Here is a 20,060-nt window from a genome sequence, read left to right on the forward strand (position 1 = left end):
TTTGCAGAATATGGAATTCACAGCTTCGCAAATTGCAAGTTTTATTGACGGAAAAATAATAGGTGATGAGAATGCACTTATTACAGGGGTTTCTCCAATTGAAAATGGAGAATCAGGACATCTTTCTTTTATAGCACAAGATCGATTTTCTCATTTTTTAGATACCTCAAAATGCTCCGTAATCATCGTTTCGGAAAAACTTCTTAACGAAAATAGTTATAACCCAACCTTAATTGTAGTAAAAGATGCCTATCTATCTTTTCAGATTCTGATGAATTTATATCAGGAGATGAGAGGAAGGAAAGAAGGTATTGAAGACGGTTCGTCTATCCATGATTCGGCTGTGATAGGGGATCAAGTGTATATAGGAGCGTTTACATATGTTTCTGAGAAAGCTAAGATCGGAGACAAGTCACAAATTTATCCACATGTATATATTGGTAAAGGAGTAAAAATTGGTAAAAACTGTAAAATAGACAGTGGCGCCAGAATTTATGATTACTGTATTATTGGGGACAATTGTGTTATTCATTCCAACACAGTAGTAGGAGGAGATGGTTTTGGGTTTCAGCCCACTGCTGAAGGATTCAAAAAAATTCCACAGCTAGGAAACGTAATCATAGAAGATGATGTAGAAATTGGTTCAAACTGTAGTATAGACAGAGCAACAATAGGTTCTACCATCATTGGAAAAGGTACAAAAATTGATAATCTGATCCAGATTGCCCATAATGTGAAAATAGGACAGAATAATGTAATTGCGGCACAAGCCGGAATTGCAGGTTCTACTACCATCGGAGACTGGAATCAAATTGGAGGTCAGGTAGGAGTTGTCGGACATATCAAAATCGGAAACCAGGTGAAAATTCAGGCCCAAAGTGGTGTAAATTCAAGTGTTAACGATAGAGAAACTTTATATGGTTCACCGGCAATCAGCTACAATGACTATTTAAGAAGCTATGTTCATTTCAGAAATTTCCCTGAAATAGTTAACAGAATAAATAATCTTGAGAATAACTCAAAAGATAATACTAATGAGTGATATGCAAAAAACGCTTCAGGAAGAAGTAACCCTTTCTGGAATAGGCCTTCATACTGGTAAAGAAGTAAAACTTACCATCAAACCCGCAAAAGAAAATACGGGATTTGTATTTGTAAGAACCGATTTGGAGGGACACCCTCAGGTTGAAGCTGATGTTAATTATGTAGTAGCAACAGAGAGAGGTACAACATTAGAAAAGCTTGGCGTAAAAATTACTACCTGTGAGCACCTTTTGGCAGCTTTAGTAGGTTGTGATATAGACAATGCAATATTGGAAATGGACGCTTCTGAGCCTCCTATTTTAGATGGATCTTCAAAGTATTTTGTAGAAGCTATCGAAAGTGTAGGAGTTGTAGATCAGAATGTTGCCAGAGAATATCTTGTAGTAAAAGAAGTTCTTACTTACAGTGATCCGGCTACAGGTTCAGAGATCACCATCATTCCTTCAGATACCTACGAAGTAACTACTATGGTAGATTTTGGAACTAAAGTTTTAGGAACCCAGAATGCTACCCTTAAAAATATCTCCGAATTTAAAGACGAAATCTCTTCAGCAAGAACATTCAGCTTCTTACATGAATTGGAAATGCTTTTAGACCACGGATTGATCAAAGGTGGAGATATCTCCAACGCGATCGTTTATGTAGATAAGGATTTGACTCCGGAAACTACAGAAAAACTGAAAAAAGCCTTTGGTAAGGATAATGTATCCATCAGACCAAACGGTATTCTTGATAATCTTAACCTAAATTATCCTAACGAAGCGGCAAGACACAAATTACTGGATGTAATTGGTGATTTGGCTTTAGCAGGAGTGAAAATTAAAGGAAAGGTTATTGCTAACAAACCAGGACATTTCGTAAACACTCAGTTTGCGAAGAAACTAAATCGTCAGTGGAAATTGCAGAAAAAGAAAAAACGTTCCGGATTTTGATTTAACAAAAGAACCGGTATTTGATATCAACGGAATTATGAAGCTTATGCCTCACAGACCTCCGTTTTTATTAATTGATAAAGTTCTGGAACTTTCAGACTCTCATGTAGTAGGGTTAAAGAATGTAACAATGAATGAACCTTTCTTCGTTGGTCATTTCCCTAAAGAACCTGTAATGCCAGGAGTACTTCAGGTTGAAGCTTTGGCTCAAACAGGAGGTATCCTTGTTTTAGCAAGTGTTCCGGATCCTGAAAACTATTCTACCTATTTTATCAAGATTGATAAAGTGAAATTCAAGAGAAAAGTAATTCCGGGAGATACACTTATCTTCAAAATTGAATTGATTGAGCCTATCAGAAGAGGTATTGTGCACATGCAGGGGTACGGATATGTAGGAGATACTGTGGCAGTAGAAGCAGAGCTTATGGCTCAAGTTGCAAAAAATAAAGTTGATTAAATGATTCATCAGTTAGCAGCCGTAGATAAACGTGCGAAAATCAGCAAAAATGTAATCGTAGAACCATTTACTACAATTGCAGGGGATGTAGAAATTGGAGAAGGAACATGGATTGGTCCCAATGTTACCATCATGGATGGAGCAAGAATAGGAAAGGATTGTAAAATTTTTCCGGGAACTGTAATTTCTGCTATTCCTCAGGACTTAAAGTTCGATGGTGAAGATACGCGAACCATTATTGGAGATAATACTACTTTAAGAGAGTGTGTAACAATAAATAGAGGAACAAAAGCTTTAGGGTATACCAAAGTAGGAAGCAACTGCCTAATTATGGCAACTTCCCACGTTGCGCATGATTGTATTATCGGAGATAATGTGATTATAGCCAATGGCTGCGGTATTGCAGGACATGTTGAAATTGGAGACTTTACCGTAATGGGAGGTTTATCTGCTGTTCAGCAGTTTGGTAAAATCGGAAAGCATACGATGATTTCAGGAGGATCTTTGATCAGAAAAGATGTTCCCCCGTATGTGAAAGTAGCAAGAGATCCTATTTCCTATGCTGGGATTAACTCAGTAGGTCTTAGAAGAAGAGGCTTTTCCAATGAGAAGATCTTTGAAATTCAAAAGATTTACAGAGCTATTTTCCAAATGAAGATGAACGTTTCTCAAGCGTTAGCATATATTGAAAAAGAAATGCTTCCTACAGCTGAAAGAGATGAAATTCTTCAGTTTATCCAAAACTCTCCAAGAGGGATTGTAAAAGGATACGGAACAGGAAAAGACAGCAACTAAAAAGTGCTACAAACTAAGTAAAAAAGATAATATATATTTAATGGCAACAAGTAACGATATCAGAAAAGGTCTTTGCATCGAATTCAGCAATGATATTTTTAAAGTAATTGAGTTCCTTCACGTAAAACCAGGAAAAGGACCTGCATTCGTAAGAACAAAACTAAAATCTGTGACAAACGGAAAAGTATTAGATAATACATTCTCTGCTGGTCACAAAATTGAAGAAGTGAAAGTAATCACAAGAAAGTTCCAGTATCTTTATGATGATGAGAACGGATTCCACTTCATGAATAACGATGACTTTTCTCAGTTATATTTAAATAAAGAAATGATTGAAAACTCAAACTTGATGAAAGCAGGTGAAGAAGTAACCATCATTTTGAAAGAAGCTGACGAAACTCCGCTTTCTGCTGAACTTCCACAATCAGTATATCTGGATGTCATTGAAGCTGATCCGGGTGTAAAAGGAAACACTGCTACCAACGCTCTTAAAAACGCAATCGTTGAAACAGGAGCAAGAGTAATGGTTCCTTTGTTCATTGAACCGGGAGACAAAATTAAAGTGAGCACTGAAGACGGTAGCTACTTAGAAAGAGTAAAAGAATAAATAAAATTTACATAAATTCGGGTTGCATTAGCAGTCCGAATTTTGTTTTATAAGAAAATCTATTGTTATGAGATTCCATTCTCCGCAAAAGCTTAAAACGATCGCAGATTTAATAGGCTCAAAATTTATTGGTCCGGAAGACTTTGAAGTATTGGGAACCAATGAAATTCACATGGTAAAACCTGGTGATATTGTTTTTGTAAATCATCCCAAATATTACGATAAGGCACTAAACTCTGCGGCAACTGTTATTTTGATTGATAAAGAAGTAGATTGCCCTGAAGGTAAAGCGCTTTTAGTTTCTGATGATCCTTTCAGAGATTTTAATAAGATCAATACCCATTTTACAAGAATTTATAACTTCACAGAAGTGCTTCACGATGTGGAAATAGGAGAAGGAACAAAAATTCATTCTTCCGCTGTAATCGGAAACAATGTGACCATTGGAAAAAATACTTTAATTTTCCCAAATGTAGTGATTGGTGACAGAACCGTTATTGGTGATAATGTAATCATTCAGTCCAATACCGTATTGGGAGGAGATGCTTTCTATTACAGAAAACTGAATGGAAACTTTGACCGTTTAATTTCTGTAGGAAATGTAGTGATCGAAAATAACGTGGAAATTGGAAATGGTTGTACTATTGACAGAGGAGTTACAGACTCTACCATAGTTGGAGAAGGTTCTGTTTTAGATAACCAGATTCAGATTGGACATGATACTGTAATTGGAAAAAAATGTCTGATTGCTTCTCAGGTTGGAATTGCTGGGTGTTGTGTGATAGGGGATGAAGTAACGCTATGGGGGCAAGTTGGGATCGCTTCCGGGAATAAAATCGAGAGTGGATCTGTACTTTTAGGAAAAACCGGAGTGAACAGAGACCTTGAAAAAGGAACCTATATCGGAATGTTTGCAGAAGATTTCAAAACTTATCTGAAAAAAGAAGTAAAGCTGAGAAATCTCAAATAAACAATTCCAAAGGTTTTGTCTAAAATCAAAGAAATTTGAGTAAATTTGTGAGCATTAATAAAATAATAAATAAATTAAAACAACAATAAAATGTCAATTTTAGTAAACAAAGATTCTAAAGTAATTGTACAAGGATTTACAGGGAACGAAGGAACTTTCCACGCTGGTCAGATGATTGAATACGGAACAAACGTAGTAGGTGGTGTTACTCCAGGAAAAGGAGGAAGCGAGCACTTAGGAAAGCCGGTATTCAACACAGTAGCTGATGCTGTTGAAAAAGCAGGAGCAAATGTAAGTATCATTTTCGTACCACCGGCATTTGCAGCAGACGCTATCATGGAAGCTGCTGAAGCAGGGATCAAAGTAATTGTATGTATTACTGAAGGTATTCCTGTAGCTGATATGGTAAAAGTAAAATCTTACATCGCTGACAGAGACTGCAGATTAATCGGACCAAACTGCCCTGGAATCATTACTTCTGAAGAAGCTAAAATTGGTATTATGCCAGGTTTCGTTTTCAAAAAAGGTAAAGTAGGTATCGTTTCTAAATCAGGTACCCTTACTTACGAAGCTGCTGATCAGGTAGTAAGAGCAGGTTACGGTATTTCTACAGCGATCGGTATCGGTGGTGACCCAATTATCGGAACTACTACAAGAGAAGCTCTAGAATTATTCATCAACGATCCTGAAACTGAAGCTGTTGTAATGATTGGAGAAATTGGTGGTGGACTAGAAGCAGAAGCTGCTAGATGGTACAAAGCTAGTGGATCTACTAAGCCAGTTGTAGGATTTATTGCTGGACAAACAGCTCCAAAAGGAAGAACAATGGGACACGCTGGTGCTATTGTAGGTGGTGCAGAAGATACAGCTCAGGCAAAAATGGAAATCATGAGAGAGAACGGTATCAACGTTGTTGATTCTCCTGCTGATATCGGTGCTACTGTAGCTAAGATCCTAGGATAATATAAAACCAAATAAAATATGAAAAAACTTTTATTAACCTCAGCTTTAGTCCTTTCTACATTATCCTTTGCACAAGTGCAGTGGAATAATACAAGATTCGGAGTTACAGCTGGACTCAACTATTCCAGAGTATCAAACGCCCATAATCCTTCTGGCCCAAGATACACTTTTCAAGGTGGAGTCTTGGCCTTAATTCCCGTAGGAAAGACCAACCAGTTTTATATCCAGCCTGAAGTTTCATACTATGGTGCCGGAGAAACAGGTAAAGATAGTGATGCAAAGAATCTTGATGGGTATAATGCAGTATATGCGAATAACTATCTGAGTGTACCACTTTACTTTAAAGGGTATTTTTCGGAAGCAGAATCTGAATTCTTTGGACTATTGGGACCTAGATTTAACTTTTTGTTGAGCCAAAATGTTAAAGATGTTCCTGCGAACAGACCTTATTATGATCCAGATGTTACTGATCCTTCGCAGCCTTCAGGGGTGCATGGAAAAGCAAACAGCTTTAACTGGGGAATAGGACTGGGAATAGGATATAGTTATAAAAGACAACTTGAAGTAGCTTTAAAATATGACTTAGGTTTAGGAGATACTTATCCTGGCCTTAAAAAAGAAACTAAAGGTACTGATAAGAAAAAGTCTGAACAGGTGTTAGCTCTTACCTTAAGCTATATATTCAAATAAAACATTTTATTCAGAATATAAATAAGAAATCCCGGAAATTAATTTCCGGGATTTTTTTGAATTAAGGTAAATGTGTATAGTAAAAATAGGATAAGTAAGCAATCCAATGAAAAAGTTTCTAAATCATTTGAGTTATATTTTTATTTAAATGAAGTAAAATTATTCAACTAGTCTTCGTCTGCTTAGAAAGAATCAATGGAACTGATTCCATCTTTGGTTCCTTAAAAATATAAAGTTTTTATTATGAAACTTTACGTTAAATCTTTTTAATTTCTCGTAGTAAAGAAAGCAGATTAAATAAAATGATGGGCTCCTATTGATCAAATATTTTTCATCCCTAAAAATAAAAAGAGCAAATTCGCATACCTTGCAAATCTGCCCTTTTGAGTTTTTTATTTTTATCAGTTTATCCTTTAATCCATTTCCAAAGCTCCTTTAAAGTAGCCTTATTTCCATACATCAAAATTCCTACGCGATAGATTTTTCCGGCTAGGAATATCATAAAGACAGTTGTTACCAGCAATAGTATAATAGATAAGGCAATCTGCCATGCCGGAACTCCAAATGGAATTCTGGCAATCATGGCCACCGGTGAAGTGAATGGAATAATAGACAGCCAGAAGCCCATAGGACCGTCAGGGTTGTTCATTAATGAGAAACTTCCATACATTCCCAGAGTTAATGGTAAAATCGCAAATAAAGTGAATTGCTGAGTTTCCGTTTCATTATCCACAGCAGAACCAATAGCTGCGTAAATGGAACTGTAGAAAATATATCCTAAAAGGAAGAAAACGATGAATACAAAAATAATCAATGGGAAATTCAACTCCAGTAAACTATGAGAAATCTGAGTAGCAAGTTGCGTCATATCCAGTTTACTTGCAATTTGTTCATTGGCACCAGGAACGCTCTGTTGAAGAGGAGAGAATCCTGTATTTAAAACCAAAGCTCCAATTACAGACATGGTGATCCAGATCAAAAACTGGGTAAGGGCAACCAAAGTTACTCCAAGTATTTTACCCATCATCAGTTCAAAAGGCTTCACTGAAGAAATAATGATTTCTACAACACGGTTATTCTTTTCCTCCAGAACACTTCGCATTACCCTTACTCCATAGATAATAATAAACATGAAAGTAACATACATCAGCACCATGCTAAGTCCGGATTTAACACCAAAAGTAAGATCAGAATCTTCCTTATTGTTATCGGCAACATTAATGGTTTTCAGGCTGAAACTCTTATCCAGATCATTCAACTGAGTTTCCTGAATTCCTAATTGCTTGATTTTTTCCTTTTTAACAACATTGGAAATATCGGAAACAATTTTCTGTTTGGTGTCAAAGCCCATTTTACTGTTGATAACCAATCTTGCTCCTGTTTCAAGCTCTTCATAATTCTGCCTTTTTAATTCAGGTAAAATTAAGATCCCATCCAGAGATTCATTTCCTTTTAAGTTGTTGATCTTCGATTTTTCGTCTGCTGCGGAAACAAATACATAGTTTAGCTTATCATTAGACTTCAATTGATTGATGAATAAGCCGCTTCTGTCAACCACTTCAATAACGCTGTGTGATTCGTTGGCTTTAAACATCAATCCGATCACTGCACCAAAAGCAATAATCATAACGGGCGCCAACAAAGTCAATATGATAAAGGATTTTTTCTTAACCTGCGTAAGAAACTCCCTCTTTGTAATTAAAAAAATATTTTTCATAAAATTAAGAATGGTTGCTTACGGCATTAATAAATACTTCATTCATGCTAGGAATTCTTTCGTCAAATGATCTTACTTTTCCTATATGTACAAGATCCAGAAGAATATTGTTCTGATCCGTTTCATTTTTGAGGTCAAAAGAAACCAGGCTGTTCTCGTTGGAAAAGTTGAAGATCTCGTATTTATTTCTGAAGCTTTCCAATTGTTCATTGTTCACTTCAGAAAGGGTAATTCCAAAAATATTTTTCTTGAATTTTTCTCTTACGTCAAAAACTCTTCCGTCAATAATTTTTTTAGAGTTGTTAATCAACGCCACATAATCACACATTTCTTCTACACTTTCCATTCTGTGAGTAGAAAGAATGATGGTGGTTCCGTTATTCTTAAGATCAATGATTTGATCTTTGATTAAGTTGGCATTTACAGGATCGAAACCTGAGAAAGGTTCATCAAGGATTAAAAGATGGGGTCTGTGAAGTACCGTAACTACAAACTGAATCTTTTGTGCCATCCCTTTAGAGAGTTCAGAAAGTTTTTTCTTCCACCATTGGTCGATATTCAGTTTGTCAAACCATTTTTTTGCTTCATTCAGGGCATCATTTTTACTCATCCCTTTCAATTCTCCAAAATACAAGATCTGATCGCCTACACTCATATTTTTGTATAGTCCTCTCTCTTCCGGCATATAACCGATATCCTTGATGTGGCTAGGGTTCAGTTTTTGTCCATTGATTAAGATCTCTCCGGAGTCTGCTTGGGTAATTTGGTTAATAATACGGATGAATGATGTTTTTCCGGCCCCGTTAGGTCCTAAAAGTCCGTAGATACTGCCTTTAGGAACATGGATGCTGAAATCATCCAATGCTACCTTTTTCCAGTATTATAGGTCTTTTTAATATGTTCAGCTTTTAGCATTAAGTTATTTTTACAATTAGTATAAAAAAGTCCTTAAAGTTACGGAAATATTAAACGAGATTGGTATAAAGAAAAAATCCTGATGATTATCAGGATCTTAATTTATTGTTTCACGATTTGAGTAACTTTCTGCGTATTGTCGCTCAAAATATAACGAATCAGATATTTTCCGGGTTTTAATTTTTCAATATTAATCTCTCCGGAGTTCATATTGACTGTATAATTGGCAACCTGCATACCCAAAATAGAATAAAAGGTCACACTTTTGATTCTTAAAGAAGAATCTTTTGCCTTAATAATAAGGAAATCCTTTGCAGGATTTGGATAGGCAAGCAAAACACCATCATCTGCTTTCTGAGAGATGGAACCCGGCTCTCTAAGCTGAGCTTGTAAATTGTTGGAAAACCCAACAAAAGCGCCTACAAATAAAAATAAAAGTAAAAATTTTTTCATCAAATTTATAATTTCTCGAATATATATAACAAATATAACAAATTCTATAATTTCATACAATAGTTTTTTGTATAACTTATAGTAAATTTGTAGAAACTTATTCAAAAAGTATTCCAAAATGATACATTCAAGAAATAGAAGACTTAGAGTTAATGAATCTATCAGAAGTTTGGTAAGAGAAAATGTGCTTACAACTGATGATTTTGTAATGCCGATCTTCGTAATGGAGGGCGAAAACATGCAGGAACCGATCCCGTCGATGCCGGGAATTTTCAGGCGAAGCATCGATTTAACAGTAAAAGAATGTAAGGAATTATTTTCTTTAGGCGTAAAAGCTGTCAATTTGTACATGAAGGTGTCAGAACATCTGAAAGACAATACCGGAAAGGAAGCATGGAACCAAAACGGATTGATGCAGAATACCATCAAAGCTATTAAAGACGCTGTTCCAGGAATGGTAGTAATGCCTGATGTAGCTTTAGATCCTTATTCAATCTATGGACACGACGGTATTATTGAAAATGGAAAAATTCTAAATGATGCAACGAACGAGGCATTGGCAAGAATGTCAGTATCTCATGCTGAAGCGGGTGCAGATCTTGTAGCACCAAGTGATATGATGGATGGAAGAGTACAGGTGATCCGTGAAGCATTGGAACAAAGCGGATTCACGGATGTGGGTATCGTAAGCTATGCTGCAAAATATGCAAGTTCTTTCTACGGGCCTTTCAGAAGTGCTTTAGATAGTGCTCCTAAAGAAAATGTTGAAATTCCGAAAGATAAAAAGACTTATCAGATGGACTTTCACAACTCTCGTGAAGCTTTGAATGAAGTATTTAAAGATATTGATGAAGGAGCAGATATTATCATGATTAAACCAGGACTTCCTTACTTAGATATTGTTTCTAAAGTACGTGAAGCGATTGATCTTCCAATTGCCGTTTATAACGTAAGTGGAGAATATGCAATGGTAAAAGCAGCTGTTCAGAACGGTTGGTTGGATAATGATAAAACCATTATTGAAAATCTTACATGTTTCAAAAGAGCAGGTGCAGATATGATCTTTACTTATTTTGCTAAAGAAGCAGCGATGATTTTGAATAAGTAATTTTAAAATAGAAGAGTAATGAGGCTATCAATTTATGACAGCCTCATCTTACTATACTTTAGGAACACATCCGCAACATCCCTCGTATTGGTCAGTTGATGGATCACATACGTATATTGAATTACACATGTAAACATATCCTACTCGGCATTGTAGAATTCCTCCTCCTAAAACAGACTTAAGTCCATTTCTTGAAATTTTCTTGAAATTTTTCATTTTAAATAATTTGTTTTATTGAGCTTTAAATGTAATAAAAAATTAAATAGATGTAGGATTATTTTTTTTAAATTGGGATAAGGGTAATATTGTTCTTCATGGATATTGTTTCTAAAGTACGTGAAGCGATTGATCTTCCAATTACCGTTTATAACGTAAGTGGAGAATACGCAATGGTAAAAGCAGCTGTTCAGAACGGTTGGCTGGATAATGATAAAACCATTATTGAAAATCTTACATGTTTCAAAAGAGCAGGTGCAGATAAGATCTTTACTTATTTTGCTAAAGAAGCAGCAATGATTTTAAATAAATAGAAATAATTCAATATGAATAATAAAAGCAAAAAATGCTGTCTCACTGAGGCAGCATTTTTTGCTTTTATTAAGATAAATTGTTTTGCCTCCCTGATTATAATTTTTTCATTTATCTTCCAGCACAGAGAGGGTCTTCAGGACGTATAGGGTTATCGGGATGATCTAAAAGACAAATTTTTGTTGGACATAGATACCATCCCCGAAAACAGTTCCCGTTTTTATCAGGATAGGTATAATAATATCCGCCTTCGATTTGTTTTAAATCTTTTTTTGTTAATTTTTTCATGGTGAATATTTTATTAATTAGTTATACTAAAATAATGAAAATATTTCACATTATTTTGATATTTAATTATAGCCAAGGTTTTTTCCCATAAACATAGGTGTCATCAAACTGTTTGTCATCCATACAAAGATAGATGATGCCTTCAATAAAAGGAATAATGGAGGCAATACCACAGGTAACAATGTTCAGAACCAATTGGATAATTCCTTCTTTGGTATACCCAAGATAAAATTTATTTAAGCCCAGCCAGCCTACAAGAATACCTAATAGGGCCGCAGGAAGTTTTTTCTCTGAACGGTAAGGGATATTCGCCTGTTGTTGGTTTCCTGTATTTTCTGTTTTTGTGTAACCGTAGTTTTCCATTTCTTAGTATTTGTAATTGATTGAATTTTTTTATAATAAGTAGATTTAAATTATTAAAAGTTACAAACACTGAATGTTAAAAGGTTTCAAATTTTAGAACAACAAGTTTACATTAAGATATAAGTGAAGTTTATATTTTTGATATATTTGCCTTATGATTTTACGAGGAGAAAACTTAATCAAAGAATACGGTCCTAAAAAAGTTGTAAAAGGCGTTTCTGTACAGGTTCAGCAGGGAGAAATTGTAGGTTTGCTTGGTCCAAACGGAGCAGGAAAAACCACATCGTTTTATATGATCGTAGGGTTGGTTAAGCCTACTTCAGGAAAAATTTTCTTGGATAAACAGGAGATTACTACGGATGCGATGTACCGAAGAGCTCAAAAGGGAATCGGATATCTGGCACAGGAAGCTTCCGTTTTCAGGAAATTGTCTGTAGAGGAAAATATTATGGGAGTATTGCAGCTGACAAAACTGTCCAAACGTGAACAGCAAATCAAATGTGATGAACTGATCGAAGAGTTTTCTTTGCAGCATGTTCGTAAAAACAGAGGGGATCTTCTTTCCGGAGGAGAGAGACGTAGAACGGAAATTGCCCGTTGTTTGGCAACAAGCCCGAACTTTATTCTTTTGGATGAACCTTTCGCTGGGGTAGACCCGATTGCGGTAGAAGATATTCAAAAGATTGTAAGAAGCCTTGTAGATAAAAATATCGGAATCCTGATTACCGACCACAACGTACAGCAGACCCTTGCAATTACCAATAAGACCTATATTATGTTTGAAGGAAAGATTCTTAAAGAAGGACTTCCGGAAGATCTTGCGAATGATCCACAGGTAAGAGAAGCTTATCTTGGTGAAAACTTCGTATACCAAAGCATTTTAGACAAACCGAAGAAGAAAAAGTACGCTTATAACATCTGGGCAGGTAATTTTGATTCAAAATCTCAATTGCAGGGATTTGTTGATGAAAACTTTAAGGAATATGATAATCTGAGACTGATGTATGGTTTTGAAGATGTTAGTTTTGCTTCATTAGGAAACTCAGAGATCGAGCATATCTTTAGTGAGGTAGTGGATAAAAATGCAAACAACTCATTTGTTTTCCAGAAAAAAGAAATTAATTCACAATATTCTCTGGAGCAAGCAGAGGCAGAATCTAAAAAAGTGAGTCAGCCAGAGCTTCATTATCTGACAACGTATATGTATGAAGGATAAAATTTAAGTATTTAATAGTTTAAAACCATAATAAAGACGTACCTTTTCTTTTCGAAACGGTACGTTTTTCAGTTTAAATAATTCCTATGGCAAAACCATTCAACAGAACAGTTACTTTATTCGGGATTTATAAACAGCTTGTTCCCTTTATCAGACCTTACCGATTAATGATTTACGGAACATTGTTTCTTACTTTTCTTGGAGCTCTGGCGGCACAGGTCAATCCGATAGTACTTAAATATACAGTGGATGAGGTTACCCAACTTACCCATCTTCCGCATCCGATGACAGAGGGAATTCATATTCTTATCATCATCTCCATTATTTTATTAGGAAAAGAATTATTGAATATTTTTATCAATTTTGGACAGAAATTCTATGGAGAAAAAATCAGAATCAATGTCAGTTCGGTGTTGGCACAATCAGCCATAGATAAAATTTTGGGCTACCGTGTGGCTTATTTCAATGATGAAAATCACGAATCCGGAAAACTCCAGATCAGGATAGACCGTGGGATTGAGAGTTTAACCAAGTTAGTACAAAATTTTTTCATCGATATTCTTCCGCTTTTTTCCAATGCGATTATTGCACTGATCATCATGTACATGCAGAATGTGTATGTAGGATTGGTTTCTACAATTATTGTCCCAATCTATTTTTACATAAGCTCATTACAGGCTAAAAAACTAAGTGGAGTACGCCGGCAGCTCAGAAATCAGAGAGAAAAGAAAACTTCCGGGCTTTTAAACTTGGTCAATTCTATTATGGTGATCAAAAGTTTTGTCCGCGAAAAATTCGAAGGGAAAAAACAATATGATCTCCAGATGCAGCTGATGGAAAGCCAGATGTTCACAAGAAGAACCAACTTTATATATGATGGATTAAAAACCTTTATTGAACAGTTTGGTGTTGTTTTAATTATTCTTCTAACAGTGTATCTGGTATTGGATCAGCAAATGACTATCGGAGCCATTATGCTTCATATTATGCTTTTCAACAATGTATCAGCGCCTATCCGTCAATTACATAGGATTTATGATGATATGAATGATGCAATGATCTATGCCGAAGGATATTTTGATATTCTTAATGCTGATAGTGAAACAGAACCAAACGGAAGCTTTGTAGAGAAAGAGATTAAAGGAACTTTTGAACTTAGAAATGTAGATTTTACTTATCCTAACGGAACACAAGCTTTGCATGATGTTTCCATGAAAATTGAAAATGGGAAAACAACAGCATTGGTGGGATTAAGCGGAGCCGGAAAATCCACTGTGATTAATCTTCTGTGTAAATTTTATCTGCCCAATTCAGGAGAAATTTTGCTGGATGGGGTGAACTTAAATGAATTTGATAATACATTTCTGAGAAGCGATCTTGGATTGGTTCTTCAGAAAAACCATATTTTTCAGGGAAGTATTGAAGACAACATCCGCTATGGAGATATGAATGCTACTTTTGAGGAGATTCAGGCTGCCGCTAAAAAAGCATATCTGCACGATCAGATCATGGATCTTCCTACGGGATATCAGCATGATGCTACCCAGCTTTCAGGAGGACAACAGCAAAGAATTGCGATTGCAAGATTGTTTTTGAAGAATCCTCCGATTATATTCCTGGATGAGCCTACAGCAAGTCTGGATGCCATTGCTACCGAACAGATCAAGAATTCTTTGGATGCTATCAAAGAGGGAAGAACGGTGATCATTATTTCCCATTCCTTATCGCAGATCCTGGATTCAGATACCATCTATGTGATGAAAAAGGGGAGAGTGGTAGAGAATGGAACTCATGATGAGCTTTATAACAAAGAAGGAACCTACCGTGAGATTTTTGATGCTTCAGCACGAAGTTTAAATCTTGACAAACTGATGAATACTCTTAAAGAAAATTAATAATTTTGTTGACTTACTTCTTCGGCCAACAATTGTCAAAATGAACGATCATTATCTAAAAAAACTCGACCGCGTAACAGCCATTCTTACCCAGCTGCAGTCTAAACCTGTAGTAAGGGCTCAGGATCTTGCTGAAAAATTTGATGTCAGTGTAAGGACTATTTACCGGGATGTAAAAACCCTTGAGAATGCAGGAATTCCAATTGTGGGAGAAGCAGGAAACGGATATTCACTGATGGAAGGTTATAAACTTCCGCCAATCATGTTTACCAAAGAAGAAGTTTTGAGTTTTATCACTGCTGAAAAGCTGATGCAGAAGTTTTCTCATCAGAGTTTGGGAAATCATTATCAGACCGCGATGGAAAAAGTGCGTTCAGTATTGAGGTATTCGGATAAAAACTTGATACAGAATATTGAAAAACAAATTGATGTTTTTAATGTTCATACCCAGCAGAAGGAAGAAGACTCTCTGAAGAATGTCATTCCTATTATTCTGGAAAGTATTGCAGAGAAGACACAGCTGAATATTGAATATCAGACGGTAGATTCAAGAGTGACCAATAGAACGATTGAAGCAGTTGGAATTTTCTTTGAATTTAATTTTTGGTATATCATGGCCTATTGTACACTCAGGAAAGACTTCAGACAGTTTAGAGTAGATAGAATTCTAAAAATTTCTAAAACACAGATTCCTTTTTTACAGGAATACGGTCAGATCAACGATTACAGAAAGTCACACGGCAATAAAGTTCAGGCAAGACTTTTGGTAGACAAAAAGATAATGGCTCACCTTGTTAATTCTAAGAAATATTATGGTCTGATTGAAGAAGTAGAAACTGATCAGGGAATGGAGCTTACTTTTGAAACAGAATGGATTAATGATGGATTTCCCCGCTGGGTTATCACTTTTGCAGACTATGCCACAGTTCTGGAACCAGAGAGTCTTAGGACAAGAATGAATGAACTTCTTGTCAAAATGATAGAAAAACATCAGTAAAAAACCTCAGCAAAAACTGCTGAGGTAGATTGACTTTTATTGGTAATAGATGAAATGGTTTATAAACTGTTGTATTAAAATCTTTCCCAGAAGAAAGGCGGCTCAATACCTAAAGCTCTCAGATAGACATATCCCTGCGCTCGGTGGTGAATTTCATTATCAATAAAATAAAGAATATTTTCGTAGACCGGGAACTCATACTGTCCGAATAAATTAAAAGTCTCCTGGAAACGCTCTTCAGTAATTTGTCTGAAATAATGGTTGATCACCTCAGTTTCTTCATCCCATTTTTTTAGGATGTCTTCTTTGGTTTTTGGATTAAAAGCTTCTTCACTATAAGCTTCCACATTGTTCTCAATAATTCCTTTCAAAGCTGTACCTCCGATAGAAATGAGTTCTACTGCCATTTTAGCGAATGGCCTCATTCCACCAATTGAAAATTCAAATAATTCTTTTTCAGGAAAAGCCTCAATCACTCTTCTTGTAAGGTTTCTGTGACCTTGCCAGTCTTTTAATAATTGCTCAGTAGTCATGAATTGCTGGGTTGCTGTTGCTGTAGTTGTCATAATGTATTGTTTTTGTTTGTTATTGTTGATACAAAGGTAAGACCGGGTGATGACAACAGTTTGTCAGTAGGATTTTTGATGATGAAAAAATATTTTATTTCTTTGCTAAAATATTGAAGGCTACTTTTCCGTTTAAGAGAAGTATATTAATAAAAGAAAATGATTATTTAGAAGTATGAAGAAGTATGTTTTGCCTGTAATGGCCACTTTTTTATTAGTATCATGTAATAAAATTGAAGAAAAAATAGATCAGACGGTTCAGGAAACCACAGAAAAAGTACAGCAGAAAGCTCAGCAGGCAGTAGAAGAGACTGTTAAAAAAACAGTCAATGAATCTATTAATTCATTGACTAATTCTGAGGATGTTAAATTTAATACTGTTTTCCCTAATGCCGGAACTGAGATGATTTCAGAAGAAAAAGGGAAAAAAATAAAACTTCCTACAGGAACTGAAGGCTATATTTTTAAATATAAAGCAGACATTGCCATATTGCTTCCCTTTTTAGAAAAGCAGCCCACTTCTAATGAAGAAAAATCAGATAAAACAGCAAGAAAAATTGATGGACAAAGCATCATTAATAAAATAAGCCTTCTTTCAAAATTTCTTCCTGATAATACTTTTGATACAAGCTTTTTAGAAGATATTAAAACCGATAAAAGCATTCAGTATTATAAGCTGAAAAGATTTCCCAACAGTAGTACTATTATCTACAACCCAAAAAATCAGACCATCATACAATATGTAGAGGTAAATAAATAATTTGGATATGGCCGGTTTCTCCCGGCCATTTTTTGTACCCAGTGATTACGAGATACACTATTTCTCTGAAAGAATAAAATTATGATATTTTGTAATATTAACTAATTATTTTTCATGTAAAATACAGAATGATTGTTATATTTCTTTTTTAGACGATTAATAAGTTACTTTATATTTTGTAAACTAAGTTTTCGTTTTTACATATTAATAATATTTTACTATGTTTTGAATGGTATTTTTATTTTATGTTTGATTTTTGTACTAAGTATTTAATAATTTTATAAAACTATTTAATTATTAACACTTGATATGAGAAAGAAAATCTTTAGTAAAAAAATCTATGTATTAGTATTAAGCGGAGCTGGTACTATGGCATATGCTCAGGAAACTGTAAAAGAAAATAATATTGATGAAGTAGTGGTTACTACGGGGAGAACTAAACCCAGAACCATCATTACTTCGGCAATTCCAATTGATAATATTTCGGCTGTACAGCTAAAATCCACAGGACAGGTTACCTTTGATAAAGCTTTGACCTATTCTGTGCCCTCTTTTAATTCATCACAGCAAACTGTTTCTGATGCTACAGCTCATTTTGATCCGGCAGACTTAAGAGGATTGGGGCCTTCCAGAACATTAGTTTTGGTTAATGGTAAAAGAAAAAATCAAAGTGCTTTAATTTATGTAAATGATACCCCAGGAAAAGGTGAGGTAGGTACGGATCTGAAAAGTATTCCATCTGCTGCCTTACAGAATGTAGAGGTATTGAGAGACGGAGCCTCTGCGCAATATGGTTCTGATGCTATTGCAGGAGTGATCAATATAATTCTTAAGAACAGCGTTGGAAAAAGTACAGTCAATCTTTTTTCAGGTATTACCTCAGAAGGAGATGGCTTTAATATCGGAGCAGATTTTAATACAGGAATAAGAGTGGCAAAAAATGGAAGCTTGAATCTTACAGTAGGATATTCTTCCCAAAATAAAACTAACCGTGCAGGTTCTATTACAAAAGATGAACTTTTTGGTGTGGATAATGCCTGGACGCAATCTCACCCTGGTCTAGGAATGATTATAGGACAGCCGGAGACAAAAGTTGCCAATATGTTTGTCAATTTTGAATTGCCAACAGGTGAAACAGGCAAGTTTTATGCTTTTGGGGGTACAACTTATAGGAATGGAACCAGTTATGGTTTGTATAGAACACCTTATTGGGTAACTTCAGATTTTGGCTTATTAACTCCAAAAGGACAGCCTTACAATGGATTTCAACCAGAATTTAAAACAGATGTTTATGATTATAATTTAACGTCCGGGTGGAAAGGTATGTTTGGAAAATGGAGCTTTGATGGGAGTGCGACCTTTGGCTCTAATGCAGTAGATTATGTTGTAGGAAATACCATTAATACATCTTTGGGTGCAAATTCACCAACCCGTTTTAAAGCAGGTGGTCATCAGTTTAATAATATTATAGGAAACATAGATATCAACCGAAATTTTGGTACGTTTGTTTTAGGAGCCGGTGTTGAAGTACGCAATGAGAATTATCAGGCAACGGCAGGAGAGCAAGCGTCCTATATAGGAACTGGTGCAGAGTCATTTCCGGGATTGCAGCCTCAAAATGAAGTCAATAAAAATCGCCAGAATATTGGAGCTTATATGAATGCTGAATGGGATGTTACGAAAAATTTGCTGGTTGGAGGAACGGTGAGATATGAAAATTTTAGTGATTTTGGAAACAATGTTTCCTGGAAAGGAAATGCAAGGTATAAATTGCTGGATGATAAATTAGTTTTCCGAGGATCTGTTTCTACAGGGTTTCGAGCACCTTCATTACACCAAATTTATTATTCCAATGTTCAAACCAAGATTACAGGAAATACCGTAGCTAATCAGGGGACCTTCAATAACGATTCTCAAATTGTAAGATCTGATCTTGGTGTCCCCAAATTAAATGCTGAAAAAGCCTTTAACATTACTGGAGGATTTGCCGTAAAACCTTTTAAAAATCTTACTATTACAGCAGATTATTATAGAATAAAAATTAAAGATCGGGTCCTTTTCTCAGGAGATATTGGTTATAAGACCGGGTCTCCAGGTAGTCCGGATACAACAAACCCTGTAGAAGTAATATTAGATAATAATAAAATAACCTCTTTGAAATTTTTCACCAATGCGGTAAATACCGTTACTGAAGGGGTAGATTTCGTAGCTAATTATAATTCTGCTATAGGTAAAGGAAGACTGGGGATTATTGCTGCTTTCAATTATAACGAAACTAAAATAGTAGATAATATTGCCGTTCCGCCTATTTTGGCTGAAAACGGTTACTCAGAAAACTTTTTTGATAGAAAAGAACAATCCAGAATTATCTCTGCAAGACCAAAAACAAAAGCTATTCTTAGTCTTTCTTATGATATTTCAAAGTTTAATTTTAACTTAAATAATACTTACTTTGGTTCTGTTACATGGCAGCACGCAACCGATCCTGCCAAAGATCAGACATTTTCTGGTAAAGTAATTACAGACATCGTTTTAACATATAGAATCACGAAAGATCTTAAAGTTTCAGGAGTTGTAAATAATTTATTTAATATTTATCCGGATGTTATAGATAGTAAAGGAGATATCGTAACAGATCTTGGAGGAAGGTTCAAATATCCTTGGGAAGTGAATCAGTTTGGATTTAACGGAACCATTTTTCAGCTAAATGTTAATTATACGTTTTAAGCTGTATTTAAAAGATATAAAACCCACATATGTAAATATTAACTGACATTAACTCCTGATGTCAGTTAA

Annotated in this window: 17 protein-coding genes and 4 pseudogenes; 14 read left to right on the forward strand and 7 right to left on the reverse strand. The window is 35.3% G+C overall.

The genetic code is table 11. The features are described 5' to 3' along the window. Positions 1–10 precede the first annotated feature (10 nt). The 7 genes and pseudogenes from lpxD to H5J24_RS03530 all read left to right on the forward strand — a co-directional run bounded on the left by lpxD (position 11) and on the right by H5J24_RS03530 (position 6,458). Positions 11–1,042 carry a UDP-3-O-(3-hydroxymyristoyl)glucosamine N-acyltransferase gene (gene lpxD, locus H5J24_RS03500; RefSeq protein WP_068944370.1) on the forward strand — a complete coding sequence of 344 codons (1,032 nt, stop codon included), beginning with the start codon at positions 11–13 and terminating at the stop codon, positions 1,040–1,042. Next, positions 1,035–2,433: pseudogene (locus tag H5J24_RS03505) on the forward strand (bifunctional UDP-3-O-[3-hydroxymyristoyl] N-acetylglucosamine deacetylase/3-hydroxyacyl-ACP dehydratase). Before lpxD ends, H5J24_RS03505 begins: the two are co-directional and overlap by 8 nt. Continuing rightward, a complete protein-coding gene (lpxA, locus tag H5J24_RS03510) occupies positions 2,434–3,228 on the forward strand; it encodes an acyl-ACP--UDP-N-acetylglucosamine O-acyltransferase (RefSeq protein WP_068944369.1) in 795 nt (264 codons plus the stop codon). It begins immediately after the preceding pseudogene. A gap of 40 nt (positions 3,229–3,268) precedes the next feature. Beyond that, positions 3,269–3,835 carry an elongation factor P gene (efp, locus tag H5J24_RS03515; RefSeq protein WP_045500255.1) on the forward strand — a complete coding sequence of 189 codons (567 nt, stop codon included), beginning with the start codon at positions 3,269–3,271 and terminating at the stop codon, positions 3,833–3,835. A gap of 67 nt (positions 3,836–3,902) precedes the next feature. Continuing rightward, a complete protein-coding gene (locus tag H5J24_RS03520) occupies positions 3,903–4,805 on the forward strand; it encodes a UDP-3-O-(3-hydroxymyristoyl)glucosamine N-acyltransferase (protein ID WP_068944368.1) in 903 nt (300 codons plus the stop codon). Between the two features lie 90 nt (positions 4,806–4,895). Beyond that, positions 4,896–5,768 carry a succinate--CoA ligase subunit alpha gene (gene sucD / locus H5J24_RS03525; RefSeq protein WP_002977143.1) on the forward strand — a complete coding sequence of 291 codons (873 nt, stop codon included), beginning with the start codon at positions 4,896–4,898 and terminating at the stop codon, positions 5,766–5,768. A gap of 18 nt (positions 5,769–5,786) precedes the next feature. Beyond that, a complete protein-coding gene (locus H5J24_RS03530) occupies positions 5,787–6,458 on the forward strand; it encodes a porin family protein (protein ID WP_068944367.1) in 672 nt (223 codons plus the stop codon). 406 nt (positions 6,459–6,864) lie between these two features. Here the strand turns inward: H5J24_RS03530 and H5J24_RS03535 are convergent, their stop codons facing one another. The 3 genes and pseudogenes from H5J24_RS03535 to H5J24_RS03545 form a co-directional block, all read right to left on the reverse strand. Next, positions 6,865–8,175: an ABC transporter permease gene (locus H5J24_RS03535; protein WP_068944366.1), complete on the reverse strand. Its 1,311-nt coding sequence runs from the start codon at positions 8,173–8,175 to the stop codon at positions 6,865–6,867. Positions 8,176–8,179: 4 nt separating this feature from the next. After that, positions 8,180–9,090 (reverse strand): annotated as a pseudogene (locus tag H5J24_RS03540) (ABC transporter ATP-binding protein). Between the two features lie 102 nt (positions 9,091–9,192). Next, positions 9,193–9,543, reverse strand: a complete 351-nt coding sequence (locus H5J24_RS03545; RefSeq protein ID WP_068944364.1) for a T9SS type A sorting domain-containing protein — start codon at positions 9,541–9,543, stop codon at positions 9,193–9,195. 118 nt (positions 9,544–9,661) lie between these two features. On the opposite strand from H5J24_RS03545, the gene hemB reads away from it, so the two are divergent. Beyond that, positions 9,662–10,651: a porphobilinogen synthase gene (hemB, locus tag H5J24_RS03550; protein ID WP_068944363.1), complete on the forward strand. Its 990-nt coding sequence runs from the start codon at positions 9,662–9,664 to the stop codon at positions 10,649–10,651. 51 nt (positions 10,652–10,702) lie between these two features. Here hemB and H5J24_RS26110 read toward each other — a convergent pair whose 3' ends face one another. Next, complete coding sequence (locus H5J24_RS26110) at positions 10,703–10,867, reverse strand: bacteriocin-like protein (RefSeq protein WP_407918888.1); 165 nt, start codon at positions 10,865–10,867, stop codon at positions 10,703–10,705. A gap of 95 nt (positions 10,868–10,962) precedes the next feature. Here H5J24_RS26110 and H5J24_RS03555 point away from each other — a divergent pair. After that, positions 10,963–11,181: pseudogene (locus H5J24_RS03555) on the forward strand (porphobilinogen synthase); the annotation flags it as partial. A gap of 109 nt (positions 11,182–11,290) precedes the next feature. Here the strand turns inward: H5J24_RS03555 and H5J24_RS03560 are convergent. After that, positions 11,291–11,467 (reverse strand): bacteriocin, encoded by a 177-nt coding sequence (locus tag H5J24_RS03560; protein ID WP_141395723.1) that lies wholly within the window; start codon positions 11,465–11,467, stop codon positions 11,291–11,293. Between the two features lie 66 nt (positions 11,468–11,533). After that, positions 11,534–11,830 (reverse strand): TM2 domain-containing protein, encoded by a 297-nt coding sequence (locus tag H5J24_RS03565; RefSeq protein WP_068944361.1) that lies wholly within the window; start codon positions 11,828–11,830, stop codon positions 11,534–11,536. Positions 11,831–11,984: 154 nt separating this feature from the next. On the opposite strand from H5J24_RS03565, the pseudogene lptB reads away from it, so the two are divergent. The 3 genes and pseudogenes from lptB to H5J24_RS03580 form a co-directional block, all read left to right on the forward strand. Beyond that, a pseudogene (lptB, locus tag H5J24_RS03570) lies at positions 11,985–12,710 on the forward strand (LPS export ABC transporter ATP-binding protein); the annotation flags it as partial. 503 nt (positions 12,711–13,213) lie between these two features. Next, positions 13,214–14,941, forward strand: coding sequence for an ABC transporter ATP-binding protein (locus H5J24_RS03575; protein ID WP_068945185.1), 1,728 nt, complete (start codon positions 13,214–13,216; stop codon positions 14,939–14,941). A gap of 40 nt (positions 14,942–14,981) precedes the next feature. Then, positions 14,982–15,938, forward strand: a complete 957-nt coding sequence (locus H5J24_RS03580; protein ID WP_068944360.1) for a helix-turn-helix transcriptional regulator — start codon at positions 14,982–14,984, stop codon at positions 15,936–15,938. A gap of 74 nt (positions 15,939–16,012) precedes the next feature. On the opposite strand, the gene H5J24_RS03585 is transcribed toward H5J24_RS03580, so the two are convergent. Beyond that, positions 16,013–16,504, reverse strand: a complete 492-nt coding sequence (locus H5J24_RS03585) for a DinB family protein (protein WP_068944359.1) — start codon at positions 16,502–16,504, stop codon at positions 16,013–16,015. A gap of 175 nt (positions 16,505–16,679) precedes the next feature. Here H5J24_RS03585 and H5J24_RS03590 point away from each other — a divergent pair, with 175 nt between their 5' ends. Then, positions 16,680–17,264 (forward strand): hypothetical protein, encoded by a 585-nt coding sequence (locus tag H5J24_RS03590; RefSeq protein ID WP_141395722.1) that lies wholly within the window; start codon positions 16,680–16,682, stop codon positions 17,262–17,264. A gap of 309 nt (positions 17,265–17,573) precedes the next feature. Beyond that, positions 17,574–19,991, forward strand: a complete 2,418-nt coding sequence (locus H5J24_RS03595) for a TonB-dependent receptor plug domain-containing protein (protein ID WP_068944357.1) — start codon at positions 17,574–17,576, stop codon at positions 19,989–19,991. The last annotated feature ends 69 nt before the right edge of the window (positions 19,992–20,060 follow it).

Origin of the sequence: Chryseobacterium capnotolerans (genome assembly GCF_021278965.1) — a bacterium.
Lineage (GTDB): Bacteria > Bacteroidota > Bacteroidia > Flavobacteriales > Weeksellaceae > Chryseobacterium > Chryseobacterium capnotolerans.

Excerpts from the sequence above, each read along its gene's own strand:
- H5J24_RS03595 (WP_068944357.1), top strand. The coding sequence starts at position 17,574 with ATGAGAAAGAAAATCTTTAGTAAAAAAATCTATGTATTAGTATTAAGC.
- H5J24_RS26110 (WP_407918888.1), bottom strand. The coding sequence starts at position 10,867 with ATGAAAAATTTCAAGAAAATTTCAAGAAATGGACTTAAGTCTGTTTTA.
- sucD (WP_002977143.1), top strand. The coding sequence starts at position 4,896 with ATGTCAATTTTAGTAAACAAAGATTCTAAAGTAATTGTACAAGGATTT.
- H5J24_RS03530 (WP_068944367.1), top strand. The coding sequence starts at position 5,787 with ATGAAAAAACTTTTATTAACCTCAGCTTTAGTCCTTTCTACATTATCC.
- H5J24_RS03535 (WP_068944366.1), bottom strand. The coding sequence starts at position 8,175 with ATGAAAAATATTTTTTTAATTACAAAGAGGGAGTTTCTTACGCAGGTT.
- lpxD (WP_068944370.1), top strand. The coding sequence starts at position 11 with ATGGAATTCACAGCTTCGCAAATTGCAAGTTTTATTGACGGAAAAATA.
- H5J24_RS03560 (WP_141395723.1), bottom strand. The coding sequence starts at position 11,467 with ATGAAAAAATTAACAAAAAAAGATTTAAAACAAATCGAAGGCGGATAT.
- hemB (WP_068944363.1), top strand. The coding sequence starts at position 9,662 with ATGATACATTCAAGAAATAGAAGACTTAGAGTTAATGAATCTATCAGA.
- H5J24_RS03585 (WP_068944359.1), bottom strand. The coding sequence starts at position 16,504 with ATGACAACTACAGCAACAGCAACCCAGCAATTCATGACTACTGAGCAA.
- lpxA (WP_068944369.1), top strand. The coding sequence starts at position 2,434 with ATGATTCATCAGTTAGCAGCCGTAGATAAACGTGCGAAAATCAGCAAA.
- H5J24_RS03580 (WP_068944360.1), top strand. The coding sequence starts at position 14,982 with ATGAACGATCATTATCTAAAAAAACTCGACCGCGTAACAGCCATTCTT.
- H5J24_RS03520 (WP_068944368.1), top strand. The coding sequence starts at position 3,903 with ATGAGATTCCATTCTCCGCAAAAGCTTAAAACGATCGCAGATTTAATA.
- efp (WP_045500255.1), top strand. The coding sequence starts at position 3,269 with ATGGCAACAAGTAACGATATCAGAAAAGGTCTTTGCATCGAATTCAGC.
- H5J24_RS03565 (WP_068944361.1), bottom strand. The coding sequence starts at position 11,830 with ATGGAAAACTACGGTTACACAAAAACAGAAAATACAGGAAACCAACAA.
- H5J24_RS03545 (WP_068944364.1), bottom strand. The coding sequence starts at position 9,543 with ATGAAAAAATTTTTACTTTTATTTTTATTTGTAGGCGCTTTTGTTGGG.
- H5J24_RS03575 (WP_068945185.1), top strand. The coding sequence starts at position 13,214 with ATGATTTACGGAACATTGTTTCTTACTTTTCTTGGAGCTCTGGCGGCA.
- H5J24_RS03590 (WP_141395722.1), top strand. The coding sequence starts at position 16,680 with ATGAAGAAGTATGTTTTGCCTGTAATGGCCACTTTTTTATTAGTATCA.